The following is a 25,805-nucleotide window of genomic DNA, read 5'->3' on the forward strand; positions in this document are numbered from 1 at the left end:
TCAGAGATGGAAAAAGGTGGTGAACACAAGTGCAAATTACAGATGTAAGACTCCGCCGGGTCAACTCCGAGGGGAGGATGAAGGCGATTGCTTCCATTACCATTGATAACGAATTCGTCGTACACGACATACGTGTCATCGATGGGAATAACGGAATGTTCGTGGCTATGCCTAGCAAACGGACACCAGATGGGGAGTTTCGTGATATCGCCCATCCCATTTCTTCCACAACACGCGAGAAAATTCAAGCAGCCGTTTTAGCTGAATATGATCGTGCAGCTGTTGAGGAAGAGGTAATAGAAGAAGGTGCATAATGTAAATTATTGAGAGAGCCTTCCCGGCTCTCTTTTCTTTTGGGGCGTATTGATGCTATATTTGGTGATGAACTGATCATCATTCATCAACATAAAATAGGGGAACAATTTCGAATAAGGGGGTTGAATATTCGTTGAAGTTAATGGCGATTGTATTAGCAGCAGGACAAGGGAAACGGATGAAATCGAAGCTCTACAAGGTGCTTCATCCTGTCGTGGGTAAACCGATGGTGGGGCATGTTGTAGATACGCTGAAGCATATAGAAGTTACAAAAACATTGGTCATTGTTGGATTTGGAGCGGAAGAGGTTAAGGGCTATCTAGGAGACCGCGCGGACTACGCGCTGCAGGAGCAGCAGCTAGGCACGGGGCATGCCGTCCTTCAAGCGAAAGAGGCCTTGGGTGAAGAGGAGGGGATGACCGTTGTTATTTGCGGGGACACCCCTCTGATCTCGGCAGCGACGCTGCGAAGCACGATTGAACTGCATCAGCAATCAGGTGCGGCGGCGACGATTCTGACTGCGAAGCTCGATGAGCCGCAAGGCTATGGACGCATCATTCGCGGCGAAGACGGCCAAGTAACACGCATCGTTGAGCAGAAAGACTGCAACAGCGAGGAAGCGGCGGTTCAGGAGATCAATACAGGCACGTATATTTTCGATAATCAGAAGTTGTTCAAGGCGCTGGCTTCCGTAACGAACAGCAACACGCAGAACGAATACTATTTGACAGATGTTATTGGTATTCTGAAGAGCGCTAATGAGGTTGTTCAAGGTTATTGCATGGCTGATGCGGCAGAATCTATTGGTGTTAATGATCGTGTGGCGCTTGCTGAAGCTGAGCGATTGTTCAAAGAGCGCATCAACCGGGAGCATATGCTGGGCGGGGTGACGATGATTGATCCGTCCAACACTTACATCGAGGTGGGTGTGACGATTGGGGCCGATACGGTGCTGCTGCCGGGGACGATTCTGCGTGGAAACACAACCATTGGCGAGGCATGTACGATTGGACCGCAAACGGAAATCATTGACTCCGTCGTGAAGGATGAAGTGACGATCAAGCAGTCCGTTCTTCAGGATGCTTTCGTAGATAATGAAGCTAGTGTCGGTCCTTTCGCTTATCTTCGACCGGGCGCAAATATTGGGAAACAAGTGAAAATTGGCGATTTCGTAGAGATTAAGAACGCGACGCTTGGCGATGGCAGCAAAGTTTCTCACTTAAGCTACGTAGGCGATGCGGTTGTAGGCACGAATGTTAACATTGGCTGTGGCGCTATCACCGTCAATTACGATGGTTTCAATAAGAGCTTAACGGAAATTGGCGACGATGCTTTCGTAGGCAGCAATGTGAATTTGATTGCTCCTGTGAAAATTGGCAATGGCGCTTATGTCGTTGCTGGCTCTACAATTACGCATGCTGTGCCAGACGGCGATCTGGCGATTGCCCGTGAGCGTCAAACTAATAAGCCTGGTTATGCAGACAAAATTAAATCCCGCATGAAGGCGAAGAAAGCCAATAAAGGCAGTAAAGAGTAAGCAGGGGCATTTAGTACAAAAGGCAGCAAATTTTGGATGGAACTTCTTGAGGTTGGGTACGCTATGCATTAGCTATGCCCCACTCAGTTTCCCTTATGAAAGTAAGGACGCTGAGCAAAACCCTTAGGAGGTTCTTTTTCTTATGGCATTTTCGTTAAAAGCTGAAGCGCGCAAGGACGTTACCAAATCGGATATTAAACAGTTGCGGCTGAAAGGCAGAGTTCCTGCTGTCGTGTATGGCAAGAAAGTGGCTGCCACGGTCATTACCGTTGATCAAAAGGAATTAACGGCGCTGCTCCAGCGCAATCCGCACGCGATTATCGATTTGGATTTGCCGGGTGGCGGCGGCAGACAGCCTGTGATGATCAATGAGATCCAGCGCAATCCGCTGAACCGCCAACTGCTGCATATTGATTTCCACCAAATTAATATGGATGAGCCGGTCAAGACGGTGGTCTCCCTCGATTTCGTCGGCGAAGCGGAGGGCGCCAAAGAAGGCGGGATTGTGCAAATTCAAATGCATGAGCTGGAAATTCGCTGTTTGCCAAGTCAGATTCCTAGTTCCATCAAGGTTGATATTACAGGTGTTGGTCTCGGGGAGAACATGCTGGTGAATCAAATTACTGTTCCTGCGGGCATTGAAGTGAAATCGGATGCTAATGATTTAATACTTACCGTACTAGCGCCGCAGAAGGAAACTGAGGAGCCGCAGGCGGCCAACAATGAGGAAAGAATCGGTGAAGCAGAGACATCGAATGAAGCGGCTACGGCCGGGCAGCCGGTGTAGCAGCCGAGCGAGAAGAAGGTACCCCTGCTTGGTGAGCGGGGGTATCTTTTGTTTGCCTAATGAAAGCGTTTAATATCCAGGCCTTGAAAGAAAAACGTGTGTTTTTCGATTATAAAATGTATGATTTATTTTAACAAAATGCGGGCTGTAAATTTCGATGAAGCCTATATCCTTATGGTGATTTTGATAGTATACTTGGACGGGAATAACGGCATTCAGATGATCTTGGTAATGCAGATTGCTGGTAAGCTTTTGACCGTTTACATACATATTCACCGATTCACCCGCAATTGTTGGATTTGAATAACGTTAAAGCCTGATTAGATCTAGGAGGACTTAGAAGAAGATGAAATGTTTTATTGGACTGGGTAACCCGGGTAAACAATATGAGCTGAACCGGCATAATGTCGGCTTCATGGCCATTGACCGTTTCGCTGCCAAATGGGGAATCTCTTCTTTTCAAAATAAAGGAAAAGGGCTTCTTGGCGAAGGCAATGTGAATGGCACGAAGGTGTATTTACTGAAGCCGATGACCTATATGAATTTGTCCGGCGAGTCGATGAGAGCCTTTCTGGATTTCTACAAAGCGAAGCTGGAAGATGTGACGATCATTTATGATGATATGGACACTTCTTTCGGTCAGATACGGCTCCGTTATCAAGGAAGTCCAGGTGGTCACAATGGGATTAAATCGATCATTCAACATGCGGGAACGCAGAGTTTCAATCGGATTCGCATAGGTGTGAACAGACCGGCACCAGGTTACAATATTGCTGATTATGTCTTATCGAACTTCTCCAAAGAAGAGATGAAGTCGATTGATGATGTGCTTGACCTTACCTGTGAAGCGATGCTGTTCAGTTTGGAAGAATCCTTTGAGAAGACGATGGGGAAGTTTAATAAATAAAGGCGGCTGAGTCGCTTCAGACTCATTGTATGCAAGTTCCTTATTCGAAAATGCCAATGGCACATTCGGCTAATTTATCGGAAGAATGGTCATACTAGGATGTAATCGAATAGGTGAAGGAGGCATACATATATGATTAAGTATATTTGCAGGCATTGTCATACCTTCGTAGGGGAAATTAATCAGCATGAGATTACGGAACAGCAGTTAGGTTTCCATTTCTTGACCCCCGATGAGCGTAGAGATATAATATCGTATAACACGAATGGAGATGTTACGGTTAGGGTTGTTTGCGACTACTGTCGTGAAGCGTTAGAAGCGAACCCAGAGCTTTCCCTGCTGGCCAGTCCGTTGCAATAAAATTCAAGAAGATAAAGAGTTAATAGCCGAGGCAAGCGTGCCAAGGCTTCTTTTTGTGAGAGGAGTGTACTTGTTTGCAAGCTTTAATTCAAGCTTTTTCTGCGGATACCGACTTTCAAACGATCGTGTCAGGCATCAGGTCCGAGATGAGAGAGCAGCTCGTTGCCGGACTTACCGGCTCCTCTAAGCAGGTGATGATCGCAACACTCACCCGAGATCTGAATCGCCCGCTATTCATTGTTACTCATAATATGTTTGCCGCTCAAAAAATAGCGGAGGATTTACTAGAATGTTTATCCACGGATGAAGTGCTGCTCTATCCATCTCAAGAGCTTTTGACGGCCGAAGAAGCGGCTTCAAGCCCGGAGATGCTGGCGCAGCGTATTGACGTTCTCACGAAGCTCGCGGGTGGTTATCGCGGCGTTGTTATTGCGCCGTTCGCAGGTGTGAGAAGACTGCTTCCGATTAAGCAAGTTTTTGAGGAGTCGCGCGTTACGGTCAACGTAGGCGATACGGTTCAATTGGAAGAGCTGCTAGGCACGTTATCCAATCTTGGTTACGAGCGCGTGGAGCGGGTAGAGACCAAGGGGGAGATGAGTGTTCGCGGGGGTATTCTCGATTTGTTCCCGTTGACATCGGAGAATGCGATTCGTATTGAGCTTTTTGATGTGGACGTAGACTCTATTCGGACTTTCGATGTGAGTGACCAACGGTCAATAGATAAATTGACGTCGATCACGATCCCTCCGTGCCGTGAGATTCAAGCGGATAGAAAGCGATTACAATCAGCAGCTCAGGGTGCTTATGAGCTCCTGCAAGCCCAGTTGGAGAAGATGTCCGACCGGTCATCGAAAGACAAGCTTCTGGAAGGAATCGGGCACGATATCGAGCTGCTCCGTGAAGGGCAAACCTTCCCCGGCATTTATAAATATATTTCTCTGTTATATACGGAAAGACAGACCCTTATTGACTACATGCCTAAGGATGCTGTGCTGATTATCGACGAACCGGCCCGTTTGCTTGAAACGGCGAAACAGTTGGAACGCGATGAGGCAGAGTGGATGATGCATGCGCTGACTGAGGGGAAGAGCTTGCCGGCCTTTGTGCTGTCCAAATCCTACGAAACCCTGCTCCATCGCAGGCCTTTCCCGACCTTATACCTATCGTTGTTCCTTCGCCAAGTGGTGGGGATCCAACCGCAGAATATCGTAAACTTCGTCAGCCGTGTGATGCAAAATTTCCACGGACAAATGAATTTGCTCAAAGCGGAGATGGAGCGGTGGAAGAAGAACGGCAGTCAGGTGATCCTGCTTGCCAATGGGGAAGACCGGGCGGAGCGCGTGAGGCGGGTACTGCAGGATTACCAAATCGAAATCCCCGAGATTGTCGATGGGAATCTGCAAACTGGCTTTGAAATGCCCTCGATTCATCTGGTTGTGATCACAGAAGGCGAGATCTTCACGCAGAAGCAGCGCAAAGCGCGCAAAGTCGAGAAGAAGCTCGAGAATGCCGAGCGGATCAAAAGCTATCAAGAGCTGAAGGTCGGCGATTATGTCGTTCACGTGAATCATGGGATCGGGAAATACGTAGGCATCGGGACCCTCGAAGTGGGCGGTATCCATAAGGATTACCTGCACATTATGTACGCAGGCGGCGATAAGCTCTCCGTGCCGATCGACCAGATTGATTTGATCCAGAAGTATGTGGGTTCTGAAGAGAAAGAGCCTAAGGTTTATAAGCTCGGCGGCGCAGACTGGGCCAGAGTGAAGAGCAAGGCACGGGCATCCGTCAAGGATATTGCCGACGAGCTCATCAAGCTGTATGCTGAGCGTCAGGCGACGACGGGCTATGGATTCAGCAAAGACAGCTCCTATCAGAATGAGTTCGAAGCCATGTTCCCTTATGACGAAACACGGGATCAGCTTCGTGCGATTGAAGAGATCAAAGTTGATATGGAGAAGTCGCGTCCGATGGACCGTCTGCTCTGTGGCGACGTAGGCTACGGCAAAACAGAGGTTGCGGTGCGTGCAGCCTTCAAAGCGGCCATCGATGGCAAGCAAGTTGCTGTACTGGTGCCTACGACGATTCTGGCGCAGCAGCACTACGAGACGTTCCGGGAGCGATTCTCAGGCTATCCGTTTAATGTGAAGGTGTTGAGTCGGTTCCGCTCCAAGAAAGAGCAGACCGAGGTTATGAAAGGTGTCAAAAAAGGCACGGTTGACGTCGTCATTGGTACGCACCGCCTGTTGTCGCAGGATGTGCAGTTCAAGGATTTGGGCTTGCTGATTGTCGATGAAGAGCAGCGTTTCGGCGTGTCCCACAAAGAGAAGCTGAAGCGGCTCAAGACCAATGTGGATGTGCTCACGCTGACGGCGACGCCGATTCCACGTACCCTGCACATGTCGATGCTCGGTGTCCGCGATTTATCGGTTATCGAGACACCGCCTGAGAACCGGTTCCCGGTACAGACTTATGTGGTCGAGTACGGACCAACGCTGGTACGGGAAGCGATTGAAAGGGAGCTGGCCCGTGAGGGTCAGGTGTACTATCTCTACAACCGCGTTCAGGGCATCACCCAGATGGCTGACCAGATCTCGATGATGATTCCGGATGCTCGAGTGACCGTTGCACACGGACAGATGGGCGAGCAGGAACTGGAGAAGACCATTCTGGATTTCCTTGACGGTGAGTACGATGTGCTCGTAAGTACGAGTATCATTGAGACCGGAGTCGATATTCCGAACGTCAACACACTGATTGTGCATGATGCTGATAAAATGGGACTCTCTCAGTTGTACCAGCTGCGGGGCCGTGTAGGCCGTTCCAACCGCGTAGCCTATGCCTATTTTACGTATCAGCGTGATAAAGTGCTGACCGAAGTAGCGGAGAAACGGCTTCAAGCGATTAAAGAGTTTACAGAACTTGGTTCAGGCTTTAAAATTGCCATGAGGGATTTATCAATTCGCGGCGCTGGCAATTTGCTCGGCGCAGAGCAGCATGGCTTCATTGCCTCGGTTGGTTTTGATTTATATTCCCAAATGCTAGCTGAAGAAATTGCAAAGCTGAAACTAGAAATAGATGGAGAAGCGGTCATTCCCGAGCCGGAATGGCATACTTCAATCGATATACAATTGGACGCGTATTTACCATCCGACTACATCTACGACAGCATGCAAAAAATCGAAATTTACAAAAAAGTGGCCGCCATTCGCACATTGGAAGAAGCCGCGGATCTGCATGATGAGCTCGTGGATCGCTTCGGTGATCTGCCGCAATCCGTATTCAACTTACTGTCAGTGGCTCGTTTGAAAGCGTACGGTTCGGAGTATCGGATTGAAACGATCAGCCAAAAAGGGGAAGATTACCTCATTAAGGTGCATATTGACCAAAATGGCAAGCTGGATGGACAGAAGCTTATTGCCTTGTCCAAAGGCTTTGATGGACGTATCAAGCTTAACGCAGATCCTCAGTTGCAAATAGTTATTCGCTGTAAAGGCTTGAAACCAGAAGCTTCCATCGAATTGGTGGAGAAATTTTTGGTACAATATAAGGATGTTTTGAAAACGAAAGGGGAATTAAAGGATGTTGCCAAATCATACTAGCAAACAACGACTTTTATCCAAAAAAATGATCGTGACCGTGGCGGCTGCTGTCGTGGCATTTTCAGTATTAAGCGGATGCGGTAGTAAAAAAGAAGGCGGAGCTACAGCGACTGCTTCCGCTTCACCTTCTGCAACTACTGCAGCGCCAGCAACGACAGGGAATCCTGCCGATGTGATCGCAACGTATAAGGATGGCGGCAAGATTACTCGCGCCGAGTTTAACTCCTTCATCAATGTGAACAAAATGTTTTCGCCGCAATTGGCGCAATACATGACAGATCCTGCTTTTCAGCAAGATATGTTGAAACAAATGGTAACTTTCCGCGTTCTATCCGCCAAAGCAGACGATAAAGTGAAGACGGATGCAGACAAGCAAGTAACCGAGCAAATGAAAGCTATTACGGATTACTTCGGTAAACAAGAAGGCGGAATGGACAAGCAGTTGAAAGACAACGGGATCGAATTGAAAGATATCGAATCCTTGATGAAAATGAGCTTCTACACAATGGGCAGCATGGAAACCAAAATTACGGACAAAGCGGTTCAGGATGCCTACAATGAGCAAGCAGCAGCGCATGCTTTTGATATCGCAACAGTTAGCCATATTCTTATTTCCTTGAAAGATGCGGCAACGCAAAAAGATCTGCGCACCAAAGATGAAGCCTTGGCAAGAGCGAAAGAAGTAAAGGCCAAATTGGATAATAAGGGCGATTTCGCAGCGCTTGCGAAAGAGTACTCCGACGATCCAGGTTCCAAAGACGCTGGCGGTACGTACAAAGATGCCGATGTGAACCAATGGGTGCCTGAGTTCAAACAAGCGACTATGACACTGCCTTTGAATACAGTTAGTGATCCGGTAGAATCCTCTTTCGGGTACCATATTATGAAAGTGGAATCCAGAAGCACGAAGCCGCTGGATGATACATTGAAAACGCAAATTAAATCGCAGTTGGCAGAGAAATCGCTATCTGAATTTGCTGAAACAGAATATCCGAAATTGATTGAAACGAATAACTTGCCGAAAGCGGAAGCGAACCCAGCTCCAGCGGCAAGTCCGGCGGCAAGCCCGGCAGCAAGCCCAGCAGCAAGTCCTGCTGCAAAGTAAGAACTTACCAGGATGTCCGATTATGGGCATCCTGTTTTTATTTGTTATTTTTGGACATGATAATCGCAGCAGGATGCAAAGCTACATAAAGTTGAATCCCTTAGCAGAAGCGACTGCATAGAAGATTGGGAAGTGAAGAATACTATGGATAGAATTTCAGTTCCCCCCAAATCCCGAGCTAGTATACAAGATTTCATGCTCCTGTCGTATCTAATTCGTAAGCGGAAAGTGAGGCATCTAGAGGTATGAAAGCAACTGGAATTGTCCGTCGGATAGATGATTTAGGGAGAGTTGTCATTCCCAAGGAAATACGACGCACGCTGCGCATTCGCGAAGGTGATCCTTTGGAAATTTTCGTTGACCGCGATGGTGAAGTGATTCTTAAGAAGTATTCACCGATCGGCGAGCTTGGCGACTTTGCCAAGGAGTATGCGGAGTCCTTATTCGAGAGCACAAGTCATGTCGCGATGATCTCTGATCGAGACAACATTATTGCGATGGCTGGTGGATCTAAGAAAGACTATTTGGAGAAATCCGTAGGGGCGATTATTGAAGCCTGTATGGAAAATCGCAAGGCGGTATTGGAGAGCAGCAGCGGCACGTTCGAGATCATCAAAGATACCAATGAAACGTTCTCTTCCTTTGTGGCGGCGCCGATCGTTGCAGGCGGAGATCCGATTGGGTCCGTTATTCTGATCTCCAAGGACGAGAATGTCAAAATGGGCAATATGGAAGTCAAAATGGTCGAAACAGCTGCTGGATTTTTGGCCAAACAGATGGAACAATAGCGAAATAGGTACTCAAAAGCTTCCTTACTCAGATGTCGCCATCTGTAAGCGAAGCTTTTTTTTGTCTGTGATGACCGATTTCGTTATAATACGTCTATAGGTATCAATCAGGATTGAGGCGAACTTGTTATGAAGGAAACCGACGCGGGGGATCACGTTCCACTAGAGCGACCCCAGGGGAATGTCGGTAAACCCGGCGGGAAGCTGCTAAAAGGTGCTGCTATCCTTGGGGCTGCTGCCGTGCTTTCGAAATTATTAGGTACTTTGCAAAAGATTCCGCTGCAAAATGTAGCGGGCGATACGGCTTTTGGTATCTACAATGCCGTTTATCCGCTTTATATTTTAATTCTCTTCGCGGCTACAGCCGGTTTCCCGGTTGCTGTATCCAAATTCGTGGCTGAACAGGCCATTCAGGGGGAGCATGAAGAAGCCAAGCGCATAGTCCGCGTGTCCTCAGCTCTGCTGCTGGGTACTGGCCTTGTTTTGTTTCTGCTGCTTTACGGGGGAGCGGGAGAGATTGCTCATTGGATTGGCATTAGCAAGACGGAATCAGCCATTCGAAGCGTATCTTTTGCTTTGCTGTTATCACCGGTGCTTGCTGTGCTGCGCGGTTATTTCCAAGGGTATCAGAATATGGTGCCTACGGCTGTTTCCCAAGTGATTGAACAGCTTATCCGCGTCATGACGATGGTCGCTCTTCTGCTCTACATGGTTGCATTGGCTTATGAGGAAGAATGGATCGCTGCAGGGGCAACGTTCGGCTCTGTGACAGGCGCGGCAGCAGGACTGCTCGTGATGTATCTGTATTGGCGCAAGGCTATGCGTTCGGAGCGGGATGAGCAGATGGGAGCGGGCTTGGGTTTAGGTGTGGGTGCAGGTGCGGGCGCGAGGGCAGGAGCAAGTGCGAGTGCGAGTGCGAGTGCAAGGGCAGGTGCAAGTGCGGGTGCAAGGGCAGGTGCAAGTGCAAGTGCAAGTGCAAGTGCAGATGCAGATGCAGGTGCAAGAACAAGTGCAAGCCAGCAAACTGGAAACAGTCTGGTCGCTGCTCCGTTAACATCTTGGCAGTGGATGAAACGGATCACTGCCTATGCAATTCCTGTTTGTTTGGGGGCTATTGTTGTGCCGCTGCTGACACTGGTTGACACGTTTACCATGCCTAGACTGCTTGAAGCTGCGCAAGGCAGTGAAGGGGAGGCTATGCGGCAATTTGGTTTGTATAACCGTGGATTGCCGCTTATTCAGCTTGTGGTGATGATCGCTTCTTCGATGTCAGCGGTACTGGTACCTGCGATGGCGGAGGCGAAGGCCAAGGGTGAGGTGGAAGTCATGCGCTTCCGAGCGGAGATGGCGGTGAGGCTCTCTTGGTTGATTGGGCTTGGTGCTTCATTTGGTCTTGCTTTCGCAGCTGTGCCGATCAATGTGATGCTGTACAAAAGTGATGAGGCAAGCTGGACGATGGCCGTGCTGGCCTTCACGGCCTTATTCAGTACGTTGAACGCTGTCACAGCCAGCGTTCTTCAGGGGGCCGGCGCGATTCATACGCCGGCGAAGGCCCTGCTCGTTGCCATCGTGCTGAAAGCACTCGGCAACGTGGTGCTCATGCCCCGCTGGGGCATCGACGGCGCCGCGCTGAGCGCGGTGATCGCCTATGCCGCTGCGGCGGGGCTCAATCTGGTGCAGCTGCGCCGCAGCACCGGGGCGCGCTTCGCGCTGCGGCCGTACGCCGTCAGTCCCGCGCTGGGCGTGGGACTGATGGGCGGCTGCCTCGCAGCGCTGCAGCTGCTGGCCATGCCCGCTGTGGCGGCATGGCACGTGCCTGAGCGATTATGCGCTAGCGCAATCGCTTTGGTGTGCGTAGTCGGCGGCGCGGCCGTCTACGGGCTTGCGCTGCTGCGCAGCGGCGGCATCAGCCCCGCAGAGCTGCGGCTGATGCCGGAGCTGGACCGGAGGCTGGCGCCGGTCCTGGCGAAGCTGTGGCCGGCGAAGACAGCCGCCGGCCCCCGCGAATAAGCGGTAGTCTACGACCATTTCGCAACGGCTACTGGCTGCAAAGGGAACTACGATCCGCTATCTGAGCGAAAATGGACCATTCCGCTTGCTAGCGGAACTACAGGGTCTTATATCATCCAAATCTGCGGTTTTCACGGTGAAAACGATGAAATAGGGGATCACAGTTCCCTCTGAAGCGCAGAAGAGGCAGTTATGGCACAAATAAGGGAACGTAGTTCCCTTTGAGATGCTGGAGAGACTGAGGCTATGCTACGAGTAGCGCGGCAATGCTTGCGCATGTCCGCTTTCTTTGCACGTATACAATACCAATTCAGGAGGTGTTCCTTATATGTCAAACATTAATGCACAACTTACCGTCGTCGGGCTTGGCACAGGAGACGAAGATCAGCTAACCTTGGGAGTATGGAAGAAATTGCAGCTGGCCTCCCAATCACAAGCCGCTCTGTACCTGCGCACGAAGGATCATCCTATGGTGCATATGCTGGATAGCCATCAAATTCCTTATGAAACTTTCGACGAGAATTACATGGCGCACCAAAGTTTTGAGCAGGTGTATGAATCGATAGCGGAAGCGTTAATTCAAACCGCCAAGGAGAAGTCCGGTGAGGTCATTTATGCGGTTCCAGGACATCCTATGGTCGCAGAGTACACGGTTCAGCTGCTGAAACAGCGCTGTCCTTCCGAGGGGATTACCCTGAATGTAATGGGCGGGGAAAGTTTCCTAGACCAGGCATTCCTGCGCTTCGGCTTCGACCCGATTGATGGTTTTCAGCTGCTGGATGCGACCAGCCTTAGTCGCTACACCTTGAACCCGCATCTCCATACCGTGATTGGGCAGGTCTATGACACCTATACAGCTTCTGATCTCAAAATAAGTCTGATGGATATGTATGCGGATGATTATCGCGTTGTTGTAGGCCATTCGCTCGGTGTAGCGGGCGAAGAGATGATCATTGAAGTGCCGCTCCATGAGCTTGATCATGTGAAGGGCTATGGCAATCTTTCGCTCGTATGGGTGCCCAAAAGTGAGAGGGACGAAGACGACTACCGCACCTTTGGTCGCTTGCATGAAATCGTCCAGATTCTCCGCAGCCCGGATGGCTGTCCGTGGGATCGTGAACAAACGCACGAGAGTTTGCGCAAAAATCTCATCGAGGAAGCCTACGAGGTGCTGGAAACTATCGATGAAGATGATCCGGAACATATGTGCGAGGAACTGGGCGATCTGCTTTTACAAGTGATGCTGCATGCTCAGATGGAAGAGGAAATAGGCACCTTTACCGTGTACGATGTGATTGCTGGGTTGAATGAGAAGCTGATCCGCCGTCATCCCCATGTATTCGGAGAGAATAAGGCTGAGGATGCGGACGAAGCTCTGGTGAACTGGAATGCCATGAAAGCTGAAGAGAAGCGGAAGAAGGGCATTGACGTCGCCAAGCAGTCTGTGCTGGACGGGGTGCCGCGCGAGCTGCCTGGGCTGATGAGGGCGATGAAGTTGCAGAAGAAGGCGGCGACGGTAGGTTTTGACTGGACGGAGCTCGAAGATGTGCTGAGTAAAGTGGATGAAGAGTTGGCCGAGCTTCGACAAGCCATTGCGAATCCCACGGAAGCGGGCGCTGCAGAACGCTTGGGCGAGCTTGGGGACGTGCTTTTCTCCATCGTCAATGTGGCTAGATTTCTTAAACTGGACCCAGAGGATGCCATTGCCCAGACGAACCGTAAATTCGTTGGACGGTTTTCATATATCGAGGAACAGCTACGTTTAAGAGGTCGTTCTTTTGAACAGACTGAGTTATCAGAGATGGAAAATTATTGGCAGGAAGCAAAAAAAATTGCAAAACAATCACCTCAATAGAAGGATTTTAGGGAAATAAGCAGAATACTAAGTTTGGTGTAAGGATGAATATGGAATTAATCATCATAGTACATAGAAGACTTTGATCTTCAAACATTTTTGGGAGGTAAAGAAAACACATGAATAAAACAGATTTGATCAACAACATTGCAGAAAAAAGCGGACTTACTAAGAAAGACGTAGAAGTCGTACTTAATGGATTCCTTGGTGAAGTTACAGACGCTCTTTCATCCGGAGATAAAGTTCAATTAATCGGTTTCGGTACATTCGAAACTCGCAAACGTTCCGGTCGCACAGGCCGCAACCCACAAACAGGCAACCCGATCGTGATTGCAGAATCCAACGTTCCTGCTTTCAAAGCGGGCAACAAGCTTAAAGACGCAGTAAAATAATGCGAATCGATAAGTTTCTGAAAGTATCTCGTCTGATCAAACGTCGTACCGTTGCGAAGGATGTGTCCGATCAGGGGCGTGTCTGGATTAACGGCCGTGATGCCAAAGCGAGTACCCATGTGAAAGTCGGAGATGAGCTGTCCATTCAATTCGGTCAGAAAAAAGTGACGATTCGAGTGGAAGTTCTGTCAGAGTCAACTCGCAAGGAAGACGCTGCTCAGATGTACTCACTGCTTAAGGAAGAAGCTTTTCAATCCGAATAAAGCTGCAATTGCATGAAATAGTCCGAGATTCCTGAATAGGGGTCTTGGGCTATTTTTTTGGAATTAGGTGTTTCTCACAGACACATTCTTTCTTGGCTTGTTCAGGTTCCGTCTGGGCTCGCTGCGAATATCATACATCAAGGATTAATGAATGAGGTGGTGGAGGGATGCATTGGTTTACAATTGTAGCGATCGGCATTGCCGCAAATCTGGATAATTTGGGCATAGGCTTATCCTTTGGCTCGCGTTCAACGAAAGTACCGCTGTTATCGAACCTGCTTATTGCTTTGCTATCCATGGCTGCAACCTATTTGGCTATGTCAGCCGGCATTTATGTATCGCAGTTCCTGTCCCCATCCAAGGGCAATTTGATTGGGGGTTGTATTATTATCCTTTTGGGAGCATGGGGACTGCGTGCAAGCTTGAAGCGATCTAGACATGCGGCCAGGGATGCCCAATTAGGCGAGCAGTTCGCAGGGATGGCCCAAAGATCAGATAAGGATGGGAATCACATTATTTCGTGGGGAGAATCGTTATCTCTGGGCTTTGCACTGTCTATCAATTGCCTGGCGAGTGGCTTGGGTGCCGGGGCAAGTGGTGTCTCTCCGATCCTTTCTGCTGTTTCGGTGGGTGTTTTTTCCCTGCTAACTGTCGATTTGGGCATTCGTATGGGCAGTAAAATTGCCAAGTCATGGATTGGACGTTATGCGGAGTTGTTGGGATGTTTGTTGTTAATTGTCATAGGCTGTTACGAAGTGATCGTATAAACGTCCGTGAGAGCAATGGGGAGAGTGTTTGTCGATTCATGAAAGGGGCTCTCCCTCTGTGAAAAAGCCGCATTTTTTATTAGCGATGACCGTGTTCCGTGGTTCTAAAACAGGACATCCCCCCATATCGTAGTGATAGATGAAGGAGGGGTACAGGCCATGATCGAACCGGTGAAAAACAACAAACGGCAAGAAATTAAAATGCTTAATCGCAAGCTCTTGGAGATCTCCGGAGTTTTGAATGTAGAAAGCTTTGACAGTGAAGAGTTCCTCCTGGAAACGGAAATGGGCTATTTGATGATTAAAGGCCAGAATTTGCACATCAAGAACTTGAGCTTGGAGCAGGGGTTAGTCGCCATTGAAGGATTAATTCAAGAATTAGCTTATGTAGATGGGAATACCCAGGAGAAATCCAAAGGGTTTCTTGGTAAGTTATTCAAGTGACCCTTCACGTTCAGTTTCAAACGATTTTCATGATGGTTCTGAGCGGAATCGCGATCGGTGCGATGTTTGATGTGTTTCGTGTGCTTTCGGGGAAGTTGAGGCTGCCGAGATGGACGATTCCGCTTGTTGATATGATGTATTGGATTGTGGCGACAATCCTTGTTTTCCGCCTGCTTCTGTACAGTAATGAAGGACAAGTTCGTATCTTTATCTTTCTGGGCATGGGTATTGGAGTTTGTTTTTACTTCGCATTTCTGACTAACGTGGTTGTTCGATTTACCCTGATACTCATCCGGATTATCGTTGCGTTGTACCGTTTTATTGCTAAAACTGTCGAATATATCCTGATTAAACCGATTATTGGCTTATATCGTCTAACCGTGATAATTTTAGGCTTTTTGCTAGCTGTAGCTATATTCCTTTACAGAATTGTGCTACAATTGCTCTATCCTTTGTGGAGAATGCTCCTGTGGATGACTCGGCCTGTGCACAAATATTTCGTAATGCCTGTTTGGTTGAAGAAACTAATGGGTAATATCATTACGATCTATCGCAGGTTATTCTCAAAGTAGGAGGAAGTCCTATACATGCAAGCTCATGCAACCGTACCATCTAACAAGCGCAGCGCTAGCGTAGGCTCAAAGCGAAGACTGCGTTTTCTTCTGATCTTTGTCCTATGTTTCATGAGTTGGGCTGCTGTTAACATTTGGGGGCAGTTCGCAAAGCTACACGAGAAGAGCAAAGTCGTCGTGAACATGGAACAGCAACTCGTTGATGCGAATAAGCTGAAAGAGCAAACACAGAGGGAAATCGCAAGACTTCACAATGACGAATATTTGGATCAAATCATTCGCCGGGATTTTCACTATAGCAAAACGGGAGAGACGCCACTGAGTGTCTCGAAGTCGCAATAAAATTTATCTGAAGAAGCGGCTCATGCCGTGTTGACCGTGGTTTCTGCATCGGTTATAATCGGCGTAGCCAGTGTTTTCAACATTTTAAGGGAGGAACATTTTACTTTATGGCAATTGAAGTTGGCACCAAGTTAGAGGGAAGAGTGACGGGGATTACTCACTTTGGAGCATTCGTCGAGCTTGCTGAAGGAGTTACCGGTCTTGTTCACATTTCAGAGATCGCGGACAATTATGTGAAAGACGTTAATGACCATTTAAAGCTGGAAGACAAAGTAACGGTCAAAGTGATTAACGTGGACAAGGATGGCAAGATCGGACTGTCGATCAAGCAAACGGTTGACAAGCCAGTTGAGGAAAGACCAGCTCGTCCTGAACGTACAGGTGGCAGCAGCTATCAAGGACGCCCAAGCGGAGATCGTCCAAGCGGCGGTTATCAAGGTGGTCGCCCAAGTAGCGGTGGAGAACGCAGTGGCCCTCCAAGCGGTGGTCCCGGTGGTGGTGGCGGTCGTCCAGGTGGCGGCGGTGGCTTCAATCGCGGCGGCGGCGGTGGCGGACGCGGCGGCTTTAACAAGCAGCAAGGCGGAGCTAGACCTTTCTCGTTCGAAGATAAAGTATCGCGTTTCCTCAAAGATAGTGAAGAGCGGATTTCGTCTCTGAAGAAGAACACCGAGTCCAAACGCGGTGGCCGGGGCGGAAGAAGAGATTAATAGATGAGTAACGAACCACATTCGCTTAGGCGGGTGTGGTTTTTTGTTACGCCAGAATTTATATGTTTTTGGGTTTGGGGTGAGCGAAGCTTTCCCCTTATTTACTGATGTCCATCGCAGACGGCGCTTTAGGGATTTTCGGTCTCAGAGGGCATCTAATGAACTGTAGGATCCTTATAGACAGGAAAATGGCTACTTTGGCGAAATAATGAACTGGATTAACGCTATCGAACAAATTTTAGGTGGAAAGGTGATCATTTGCTTGAAGTAGGGTATCGGGGATTCATTAGAATTTTAGAATGAGCGATTTTGACCGAATAGAGGGTATTGAGTTCGTTAGGGAAAAGAACGATGGATACAAGGCTGCCGCGCCCCGTCCGTTATAACGGAAAGATCTGTCGACATGGTATTACGGGTATCTCCCTCATATGCAGGGTGAAAGTTCGAGGTATTCAGACTTCTGGAAACGTTCTCAAGCAGGTAAAGCGAGTCTGTGCAAGGGCTCAAGGGTGTTGACAAAGCTGGCGCGGCTTGTCGGAAATTTCTTTGAATCTAGCAACTCATTCTGACAAACTTTCTACTAGATTGTCTCTATACTAGAGAAACAAATAAGGATGGAATGGATGGTGTTCGCAAACATGCAAAGAAGAAGCATAGGTACAGTGATTGGTGGCGGATGGACAGGACTTTGGCAGAAAGCCAAAACAGGCGCTCACAGCGCAGCGGTGGAAAACCGATTTGTTCAAGCATTTGTAGCTAAAAAGTGGTCGATGCTGCTTGTCGTGATGGCCTTCCTGCTCGGACGTGCAATGATTTTGGAGCAGCTCTCTCCGTTCGCTTTAGCATTTATAGCGGTCATTTATTTTACAAGGCGAGATATTTTACACTGGGTGGGTGTGGCAGCTTTCGCGGGTAGCCTATTGTCGCTGAATACCAATACGGGGTATCTCGTCACTGAGATTATTGTGTTCTTGCTCATTCAGAAAGCATTAGAGAAGTTCGAACGCTCCGATTTATCGCTAGCTCCGCTGCTGGTATTTAGCTCAACCTTCTTGGTGCAGCTGTTTGCGGAACTGGTCGTGTCCAATCTAAGCTGGTACTCCCTGATGATGATTTCCGTGGAAGCCCTGCTCAGTCTGGTGCTCACCTTAATTTTTATACAAGCGATCCCTGTATTTACCCTTACCCGTAAAAACTATCATTTGAAACATGAAGAAATCATTTGCTTGATTATCCTCCTAGCCTCGGTGATGACGGGGACGGTCAGTTGGGCTGTAGGCCCCGTCACAGTGGAACATGTGCTGTCACGGTACTTGATTCTATTGTTCGCGTTAGTGGGGGGAGCGCCTTTTGGAGCATCCGTGGGAGTCATTACGGGTTTAATTCTAAGCCTTGCCAACAGCAATGCGATTTATCAAATGAGCTTGCTGGCTTTCTCCGGCATGTTGGCTGGACTTCTCAAGGATGGCAATCGCTTGGCGGTTGCTTTCGGCATGCTGCTCGGCTCCTCGATTCTATCGTTCTATATGGGGACGGGCGTGGATGTCCTGAATTCTACATGGGAATCATTGGCGGCTGTGGCCCTCTTCTTATTGACGCCGCGAAGTCTCATTCTAACCCTTGCGAAATATGTGCCAGGCACGCAGGAAAATCTGAAATCACAGCAGGATTATGCCAAAAGAGTGCGCGATGTCACCGCCGGGCGCGTGGAACAATTCTCGGAAGTTTTCCGGCAGTTGTCGCGCAGCTTCAAACAGTTGACGACGGATGATGCGGTAAGCCGCAAAGAGGAGGAAGTCGGGCACTTCATGAATGCGGTTGCGCAGAAAGCGTGCGAATCCTGTTATAAAAAGAGTCAGTGCTGGGATCAAAAGTTCTACCAAACCTACACGTATATGACCGATATGATGACTAATATTGAGACAAAGGAGAATATGACGAAGAAGCAAATACCAGCTGACTGGAAGAAGGTATGTATTCGCACGGAGCAGGTGCTGGAAGTGATGAAGCAGCAGTACAGCCTGTACAAGAATGATTTGCACTGGAAGAAGCAGATTATGGACAGCCGACATCTGGTGGCTGATCAGTTGTCCGGGGTTTCGCAAGTCATGGAGGACTTGGCTAAGGAAATTAAGCGGGAAGGCCAGGAGCTCTTCCTGCAGGAAGAACAAATTCGCAATGCGCTGGAGGAACTCGGCTTATCGATTCATACCATTGACATTATTTCCTTAGATGAAGGAAATATTGAAATCGAAATCATTCATCAGTATACGAAAGGCTTCGATGAATGCCGGAAAATCATTGCGCCGCTCCTGAGCGAAATCATCGGCGAGAACGTCGCCGTGATGCGGGAGGAGATGCATGAGCGCGGCGAGGGCTACAGCACGGTCGTCTTCGGCTCCGCCAAGGAGTACGAGGTGGAGACCGGAGTCGCCGGCGCTGCCAAGGGCGGCGACCTCTTCTCGGGCGACAGCTTCTCCACGGTGGAGCTGGGCAATGGCAAGTATGCCGTTGCGCTGAGCGACGGCATGGGCAATGGTGAGCGGGCTCGGGCCGAGAGCCAGACCGCTCTGAGCATTCTGCAGCAGCTGCTGCAGTCGGGCATGGACGAGAAGCTCGCGATCAAGTCGCTGAACTCGGTGTTGATGCTGCGCTCCTCGGACGAGATGTACGCGACCGTGGATATGGCTCTGATCGACATGTACAACGCCAACACGACGTTCATGAAAATCGGTTCCATCCCCAGCTTCATTAAGCGAGGGAATGAGGTTATTTCCATCTCGGCGAATAATCTACCGGTAGGTATTCTGAGCGAGATTGAGGTGGATCTCGTTTCGATTCCGCTGCAATCGGGCGATATTCTCGTGATGATGACCGATGGCATCTATGATGCGCCGGGCCATGCGGTGAATAAGGAGATGTGGATGAAGCGGATGATCCAAGAGATTGATACGACTTTGCCGCAGGACTTTGCAGACTGTTTATTGGAACGAATCTTCCGCCACCATCATGGCGAAATTCAGGATGATATGACGGTTGTCGTTGCCCGCGTGGAGAAAAGACAGCCGGAATGGGCTACATTCCGTTGGCCAGGCATCACGCGGATGGAGCGGCCCAAAACCGTTAGTTAACTTTTGATTATAGAAGCTATAACAGCTCATTTGCTGTTGTAGCTTTTTCTATTATTTTATCCTGTATACATTATAATGGAAGCATACATATTCGGAGAATAGGTGATAGCATGAAGGTGCTTTTAGTTGACGATGAGCCACTTGCTCTAAGGAGCATGGAGAAATTATTAAGCAAGCATGAAGATATAGATATCGTTGCTTCATTAATAGATCCCATTGAAGCGCTGAATTTGGCTAGGCTGCAGATGTTCGATGCTATATTTCTGGATTTGGAAATGCCGGAAATCGGGGGAATGGAACTCGCGGCGAGACTATTTACGATACAGCCCGATGTGCACATCGTGTTTGTTACAGCTTTCAATCATTATGCCGTAGAAGCGTTTGAGCTGAATGCTTTGGATTACATACTGAAGCCCGTATCGGACACGAGACTTGGTAAAACGCTAACCAGAATTCGCAAATCCATGGCAGAGGTACTTACAAATGTAGATATGGATCGAAAAGAACGCACGCTAATCTGTTGTTTACAGTCCCTTCATTGGGTCGATAGTACGTCTGGCGCGCATTCTTTTCCATGGCGAACGAATAAAACGCAAGAGTTGTTCTCTTTTCTGCTGCATCATCGCAATGCACCTGCCATTCATAAGGAAGTGCTGCTGGAAGTGTTGTGGCCAGAGCAGGACCCAGCGCGCGCTGGTGTGCAGTTGCATACCACGGTTTATCAGATACGTAAAATGCTCAAAGAGCAGGGGCTGGCCGTTCAAGTCGTCTATGAACAAGAAGGTTATCGCTTGCAATTGGATCAGGTTGGCGTGGATGTGGACGTATGGGAACAGGAATTATTGAAAGCGCCTGAGCTCACCCTAGCTTCAGTAAATGTCTATAAGCATTTGGTGGAGAAATATAAGGGAGATTATTTCGGGGAATCCCAGTTTCTTTGGGCGGAGGGTGAACGGGAACGGCTGCGCCTCTTCCGTTGGACGTATCTCCAGCATTTGGCCGACTTTTGCTTAGAACAGGGTCTACTAAAGGAAGCGGCAGAGGCCTATCAACAAATGAAGGAGCAATTTCCTCTGGTGGAAAATGGCTACTTTGGCTTGATGCAGGTTCATCAACTGCGGGGTAATTTTGCTGACATGAAGCAGCAGTATGACACCTTAAAGCAGCACTTTGAGAGTGAGTTGGGAATTCCTCCAAGACAGTCGGTATCCGATTGGTTTAATGGCATATTGGAGCAAAGACAATTATAATTGTAAGTGTAAGTGTAGATAAGAAAGGAGGAGGCTTCTGATGAAAGGAAGATATCTCTCGCTGCTTTTGATACTAGCGGGGGTGATTGTTCTACTCTATCCGACCTTGAACGATCGTTATGAGAGTTACCAGCAACAGAAAATTATGAAGCAGTGGCAGGATAATTTGAAATATATGGATCAAGCCGTTGATCAAGAAGAAACAGAGAGCTCACCTGTATGGACGCCGACTTCTTTAAGCGGAGGGTCAGCAGATGTTCAGCCGAAACCGTTGGTTGCAGAAGCGACATCCGCGCCAGTGGTCGAGATGCCCAAGAACATGGAGGGTGTCCTCCTCATCGATAAAATTAATCTGAAGATTCCTATTCTAACGAATGCGACACAGGCGAATATGAAAGTTTCCGTTGCCAGTATTGCGAATACAGGACGGCCGGGGGCTGTCGGCAACTATGCGATTGCAGGACATCGGAATTTAACCTACGGCAAAAATTTCAACCGCTTAGATGAAGTTGATGTCGGTGACTTAATAACGGTGGACACAGGAACTAAACAATATACTTATAAAGTAGAAAAGAAACTGTACGTCCTCCCGGAAGAAGTCTGGGTTCTCAATGGCAATGACAAGGATCGGGAAATTACGTTAATCACCTGTCATCCTATGGAAAATCCAACACATCGTATTGCAATCAAGGGGAAGTTAATAGAAACGAAATAAAGGAGCCTACATACGTGTAGGTTTCTTTTTTTGCGTCCTTTTGCGTCCTCATGTTCAGAATATGTTCAGTCTAAAATTCTACAATACGAATTGTGCCATTTCGTCGGAAGAGATCAAGTCATCGAAGTCCCATTACAGTCGCCGACTAGAGAATGAAATTATAGAAACATGCAAATGGAGGAGTAGAAAGAAATGTTCAAGAAAAAGACAAGTGCATTATTAATCACACTGCTAATTTTTATGCAAAGCATTTCAGGTTTCGGGTTTGTGAATCAAGCCAACGCTGCCGTTATTTCCAGTAACATTATCGATTCTGTGAGTTTGGCTGTCTATGACAGCAGCAATCATGTTGTGACAGATAATGTCTATGAACAGGGTTCCAAGGTGCAAGTGGATTATACATGGTCGTTCCCTAATAGTCATGGGTATCACAGTGGGGATACTTACACCTTCACACTGCCGCAACAATTTTTGCTTGTCAATAATGTAACAGGACCTCTGGTTAGTGGTAATGGTGACGTGGGGACGTTTGTTGCCAATTACTTAACTCATCAAGTTGTCATGACATTTAATGAGAATATTGGTTTAGACGAGGTCCAAGGGACGCTTACTTTTAACACCAAATTCGATATGACTAAAATCACTGGAAGTACGACGCAAACGATCAGTATTCCAGTTAAGGGCGGAACGCAAGTCTTTTCACTTAACTTTAAGCCTAATGTGGCTTCAACCATAGGGAAAAGCGGTGTTCCACAAGGGTATAATGCGAAGAATATTGATTGGACGATTGACGTCAACAAGAAATTGGAGTCCGTACAGAATGCAGTAGTAACGGATCCTATTCCAGTTGGTTTGTCTGTACCCGTGACAGTTGCTGTCTACGATCTTGGAATAAATTTGGACGGTACTCCCGTTCAAGGAGCATTAACGGATACAAGCAAATACACGGTTAATACAGCCGGAGGTATTCTGACCGTTCAATTCACGGAGGCTTCCATTAACACAGCTTACCGGATTAAGTACACGACACCTGTCACAGATTTTGATAAAACGTCATTCTTGAATAAGGCCACATTCAGCGGAAGCAATAAAACGCCTGTCGATGCAAGTGCAACGGTTACCGTTCAGCAGGGTACGGCACTTGATAAGACTTCATCTGGTTATAACTCAAGCACCCAAACGATAGATTGGGCCATCAAGTACAATTATAATGAGAGAGCTATCGCACAAGTCTCAGCGCATTTAACCGATCTTTTTAATGATTCTCAAGCGTTGGTTGGAGGCGTTGTGCCATCGTCCATTAAGGTTTATCCCGTTACGCTAGATAACTCTGGGGCTGAATCCTTAGGTAGCGCTCTGCCTGTTTCCGATTATACTGTCATTGCTGCCCCGACACCGCCAACAGGAAAGACCGGCTTTAAGTTGCAATTCAATAATGCCATTACCCAAGCATACAAGTTGGTTTACCAAACCAAGGCGATCGATCGTGTTGAAGGAGCCGCTACCATTTCGAATACAGTCACTTCTGGCCTGGGAGCAACAGATACGGCTACACGTGGCATTGACCAAGTTATTATTATCAAAAGTGTAAATAGTGAAGACTACCATGCCAAAACGGTAGATTGGAAGATTGCGCTCAATGCAGACAGCGAATCAATGAGTTCTGTTGTGCTTACTGACAATTTTCCTAAGAAAGGGTTGGAGTACAGACCTGAAACATTGGTTATCAAGCAGGGTTCTACCACATTGAATAGTCCTGCGGACTACTCCATTTCAAATGTGCTTAGCGACACAGGATTTACAATTAATTTCGTGGGTACTTTAACGGCACCCGTAACGGTGAGCTATTCCACGTATTATAATAATGATTGGATCTTACCTGTTGGGAGCACAACGAATTTCCTTAACGATGCGACGGTTAACTGGACAGGGACTTTGCCTAATCAAGAGATAACCGTACATGGGACTTTCACGCCAAGAGACGAAGTTAAGAATAACGGCTTCAAGAACGGGTCTTATAATGCAGCTACCAAACAGCTAACTTGGGTGGTAGGCGTAAACTACAACGGCAAAACGATTAATCATGCTGTAGTTAAGGATCTTTTGGAATCCAAACAAAAACTAGTTCCAGGTTCACTTAAAGTGTATGAAATGAACATTCCAGTTAACGGCAATCCAACCATGGGTGCATTCGTTAATGGCAGTGAATATGACTACCTGGTGGACACTAGCAATACGCTGATTTTAAATTTCAAAGCAGCTATTTCTAAAGCCTACTACATTGTCTACAGCACGAGCTTAGATGGTGAACTTATTGATACGAATGTGAGCAATACAGCTAACGTCTATGAGACGGCAGCACCGGTTTCCAAGAATTTAACAGCTTCTGTTAACATTCCTAAGGCTGGAGAGTATGTCAATAAAAACGGCACACAAAGCGGAGATAAAATCAATTGGACCATTAATATTAATCGTGGACAATCGACGGTAGACGCTGCCAAAATTACGGACATCCCTTCAGACAACCAGTTCTTAATACCGGACTCGTTCCATCTATACGCTACCTCAGTAGCCTCTGACAGTACAATTACGAAGACGACCGAGCTTCTCAAAGGCACGGACTACAATGTCGCAATCCTAACTGACAATGATGGCAAGCAAAAGTTTGAATTGACCTTCACGCATCAGATTTCGAAGCCGTATATCTTAGAGTACCAGTCATTAATTGCGGCTAATGACAATGATACCGTTTCTAATCAAGTGAGCTTTACGGGGAGTAATGACACAACGGTTTCCAAAAGCACATCGAAGAATGTCATTGTAGCTGTTTCAAGCGGATCTGGTACAGGCAGTGGCGTTAGAGGGTCCTTAGCGGTTAAAAAAGTGGATTCCGGTAATCATGCCTTGTTATTAAACGGAGCGACGTTTGAATTGTACCGTAAAACGGGTGCAACAACGAAAATCCTTTTTAGTACGCTAACAACAGATTCTACAGGTATCGTCTTATTCAAAAATTTACTTCAAGGTGATTATGTTCTAAAAGAAGTAGTTGCTCCAACCGGATACACCCTTGATTCGAGCGAACGTGCAGTTACGATTAATTCGACAACTGCTATTAACTTGGATGTCACGAATGTGAAGGTGGTAGTGCCGACGCCAACGCCGGTTGTACCGACACCGACACCAGTAGTGCCGACACCGACGCCAGTAGTGCCGACGCCAACGCCGGTAGTGCCGACGCCAACGCCGGTAGTGCCGACGCCAACGCCAGCTGTGCCGACACCGACACCAACGCCAAGTTCAGGCGGAGGTGAATCCACGCCGGCACCAAGCACGAGCCCTTCGCCGACGCCAAGCGCGAGTCCTAAGCCAACGCCGAGCGCGAGCCCGACGCCAGCGCCAAGCGCAAGCCCGACGCCAGCGCCAAGCGCAAGCCCAACGCCAGCGCCAAGCGCGAGTCCGACGCCAGTGCCAAGCGCAAGTCCGACGCCGAAGCCTCAGGCAGATGAGAAAGTAACTGATCAAGATACACCAATTGAAGGTGATATTGAAGTTCCATTAGGCACCACTCCGTCCATCGGCAAACAACCGGAGAACGGGACAGTAACCATAGATCCTAACGGTCACTGGGTATACACACCTAACCCTGGATTTACGGGGAATGAATCAATTACGGTTGTTCTGAAAAATGGAACAGGGGAAGCAACGGAAGCAATGATTGATATTGAAGTTCAAAAAGTTCCGCTAGGCAATAAGAAATCGGGAGAAACGCTTCCTCAGACAGGCGAAGCAAGCCGTAGATATTATGAGTTAGCAGGTTTTGCTTTGATTATTGCGGGTGTAGTTTTGAGAAGAAGAAGACTAAACAAATAACAGGTTGATCTAGTTGTTAATTATATTAACGAGGCTGTCCCAAGAGGTTGATACCTTGAGGGTGGCCTCTTTTTTGACATTAG

The 25,805-nt window shown here is 48.0% G+C and carries 21 protein-coding genes; all 21 read left to right on the top strand.

Annotated features, from left to right (window positions below; all coding sequences use genetic code 11):
* The first annotated feature begins 29 nt into the window (after positions 1-29).
* The 21 genes from spoVG (at position 30) to LOZ80_RS32635 (ending at position 25,722) form a co-directional block, all read left to right on the top strand.
* Positions 30-314: a septation regulator SpoVG gene (gene spoVG, locus LOZ80_RS32535; RefSeq protein WP_028557369.1), complete on the top strand. Its 285-nt coding sequence runs from the start codon at positions 30-32 to the stop codon at positions 312-314.
* A gap of 134 nt (positions 315-448) precedes the next feature.
* Positions 449-1,852, top strand: a complete 1,404-nt coding sequence (gene glmU / locus LOZ80_RS32540) for a bifunctional UDP-N-acetylglucosamine diphosphorylase/glucosamine-1-phosphate N-acetyltransferase GlmU (RefSeq protein ID WP_283214718.1) — start codon at positions 449-451, stop codon at positions 1,850-1,852.
* A 142-nt stretch (positions 1,853-1,994) separates the two neighbouring features.
* On the top strand, positions 1,995-2,639 hold the full coding sequence (locus LOZ80_RS32545) for a 50S ribosomal protein L25 (RefSeq protein WP_238168438.1): 645 nt from the start codon (positions 1,995-1,997) through the stop codon (positions 2,637-2,639).
* A gap of 346 nt (positions 2,640-2,985) precedes the next feature.
* Positions 2,986-3,546 (top strand): aminoacyl-tRNA hydrolase, encoded by a 561-nt coding sequence (gene pth, locus LOZ80_RS32550; RefSeq protein WP_189017086.1) that lies wholly within the window; start codon positions 2,986-2,988, stop codon positions 3,544-3,546.
* A gap of 132 nt (positions 3,547-3,678) precedes the next feature.
* Complete coding sequence (locus LOZ80_RS32555) at positions 3,679-3,906, top strand: anti-sigma-F factor Fin (protein ID WP_189017083.1); 228 nt, start codon at positions 3,679-3,681, stop codon at positions 3,904-3,906.
* A 74-nt stretch (positions 3,907-3,980) separates the two neighbouring features.
* On the top strand, positions 3,981-7,508 hold the full coding sequence (gene mfd, locus LOZ80_RS32560) for a transcription-repair coupling factor (RefSeq protein ID WP_238168439.1): 3,528 nt from the start codon (positions 3,981-3,983) through the stop codon (positions 7,506-7,508).
* Positions 7,489-8,613, top strand: coding sequence for a peptidylprolyl isomerase (locus tag LOZ80_RS32565; RefSeq protein WP_238168440.1), 1,125 nt, complete (start codon positions 7,489-7,491; stop codon positions 8,611-8,613). The genes mfd and LOZ80_RS32565 overlap by 20 nt, the downstream gene beginning before the upstream one ends.
* A 245-nt stretch (positions 8,614-8,858) precedes the next feature.
* Positions 8,859-9,401: a stage V sporulation protein T gene (spoVT, locus tag LOZ80_RS32570; protein ID WP_238168441.1), complete on the top strand. Its 543-nt coding sequence runs from the start codon at positions 8,859-8,861 to the stop codon at positions 9,399-9,401.
* Positions 9,402-9,530: 129 nt separating this feature from the next.
* On the top strand, positions 9,531-11,411 hold the full coding sequence (locus LOZ80_RS32575) for a putative polysaccharide biosynthesis protein (protein WP_238168442.1): 1,881 nt from the start codon (positions 9,531-9,533) through the stop codon (positions 11,409-11,411).
* A gap of 328 nt (positions 11,412-11,739) precedes the next feature.
* Positions 11,740-13,266 (top strand): bifunctional methyltransferase/pyrophosphohydrolase YabN, encoded by a 1,527-nt coding sequence (mazG, locus tag LOZ80_RS32580; RefSeq protein ID WP_238168443.1) that lies wholly within the window; start codon positions 11,740-11,742, stop codon positions 13,264-13,266.
* 119 nt (positions 13,267-13,385) lie between these two features.
* Complete coding sequence (locus LOZ80_RS32585) at positions 13,386-13,658, top strand: HU family DNA-binding protein (protein ID WP_029197991.1); 273 nt, start codon at positions 13,386-13,388, stop codon at positions 13,656-13,658.
* Complete coding sequence (locus LOZ80_RS32590; RefSeq protein WP_079417123.1) at positions 13,658-13,921, top strand: RNA-binding S4 domain-containing protein; 264 nt, start codon at positions 13,658-13,660, stop codon at positions 13,919-13,921. Before LOZ80_RS32585 ends, LOZ80_RS32590 begins: the two co-directional genes overlap by 1 nt.
* 167 nt (positions 13,922-14,088) lie before the next feature.
* Positions 14,089-14,688, top strand: coding sequence for a manganese efflux pump (locus LOZ80_RS32595; RefSeq protein ID WP_238168444.1), 600 nt, complete (start codon positions 14,089-14,091; stop codon positions 14,686-14,688).
* A gap of 159 nt (positions 14,689-14,847) precedes the next feature.
* Complete coding sequence (gene yabP, locus LOZ80_RS32600; protein ID WP_079417119.1) at positions 14,848-15,132, top strand: sporulation protein YabP; 285 nt, start codon at positions 14,848-14,850, stop codon at positions 15,130-15,132.
* Complete coding sequence (yabQ, locus tag LOZ80_RS32605) at positions 15,129-15,704, top strand: spore cortex biosynthesis protein YabQ (RefSeq protein ID WP_238168445.1); 576 nt, start codon at positions 15,129-15,131, stop codon at positions 15,702-15,704. The genes yabP and yabQ overlap by 4 nt, the downstream gene beginning before the upstream one ends.
* Before the next feature lie 15 nt (positions 15,705-15,719).
* Positions 15,720-16,046, top strand: coding sequence for an FtsB family cell division protein (locus tag LOZ80_RS32610; protein ID WP_189017059.1), 327 nt, complete (start codon positions 15,720-15,722; stop codon positions 16,044-16,046).
* A gap of 107 nt (positions 16,047-16,153) precedes the next feature.
* Entirely contained in the window at positions 16,154-16,753 is a 600-nt protein-coding gene (locus LOZ80_RS32615; protein ID WP_079417113.1) for a S1 domain-containing RNA-binding protein, read from the top strand.
* A gap of 638 nt (positions 16,754-17,391) precedes the next feature.
* Positions 17,392-19,884, top strand: coding sequence for a stage II sporulation protein E (spoIIE, locus tag LOZ80_RS32620; protein WP_238168446.1), 2,493 nt, complete (start codon positions 17,392-17,394; stop codon positions 19,882-19,884).
* A gap of 110 nt (positions 19,885-19,994) precedes the next feature.
* Entirely contained in the window at positions 19,995-21,134 is a 1,140-nt protein-coding gene (locus LOZ80_RS32625; protein ID WP_238168447.1) for a response regulator, read from the top strand.
* A 40-nt stretch (positions 21,135-21,174) separates the two neighbouring features.
* Entirely contained in the window at positions 21,175-21,849 is a 675-nt protein-coding gene (locus LOZ80_RS32630) for a class D sortase (RefSeq protein ID WP_238168448.1), read from the top strand.
* 192 nt (positions 21,850-22,041) lie between these two features.
* Positions 22,042-25,722 carry a collagen binding domain-containing protein gene (locus LOZ80_RS32635; RefSeq protein ID WP_238168449.1) on the top strand — a complete coding sequence of 1,227 codons (3,681 nt, stop codon included), beginning with the start codon at positions 22,042-22,044 and terminating at the stop codon, positions 25,720-25,722.
* Positions 25,723-25,805 lie beyond the last annotated feature (83 nt).

Origin of the sequence: Paenibacillus sp. HWE-109 (genome assembly GCF_022163125.1) — a bacterium.
Classification (GTDB): Bacteria; Bacillota; Bacilli; order Paenibacillales; family NBRC-103111; genus Paenibacillus_E.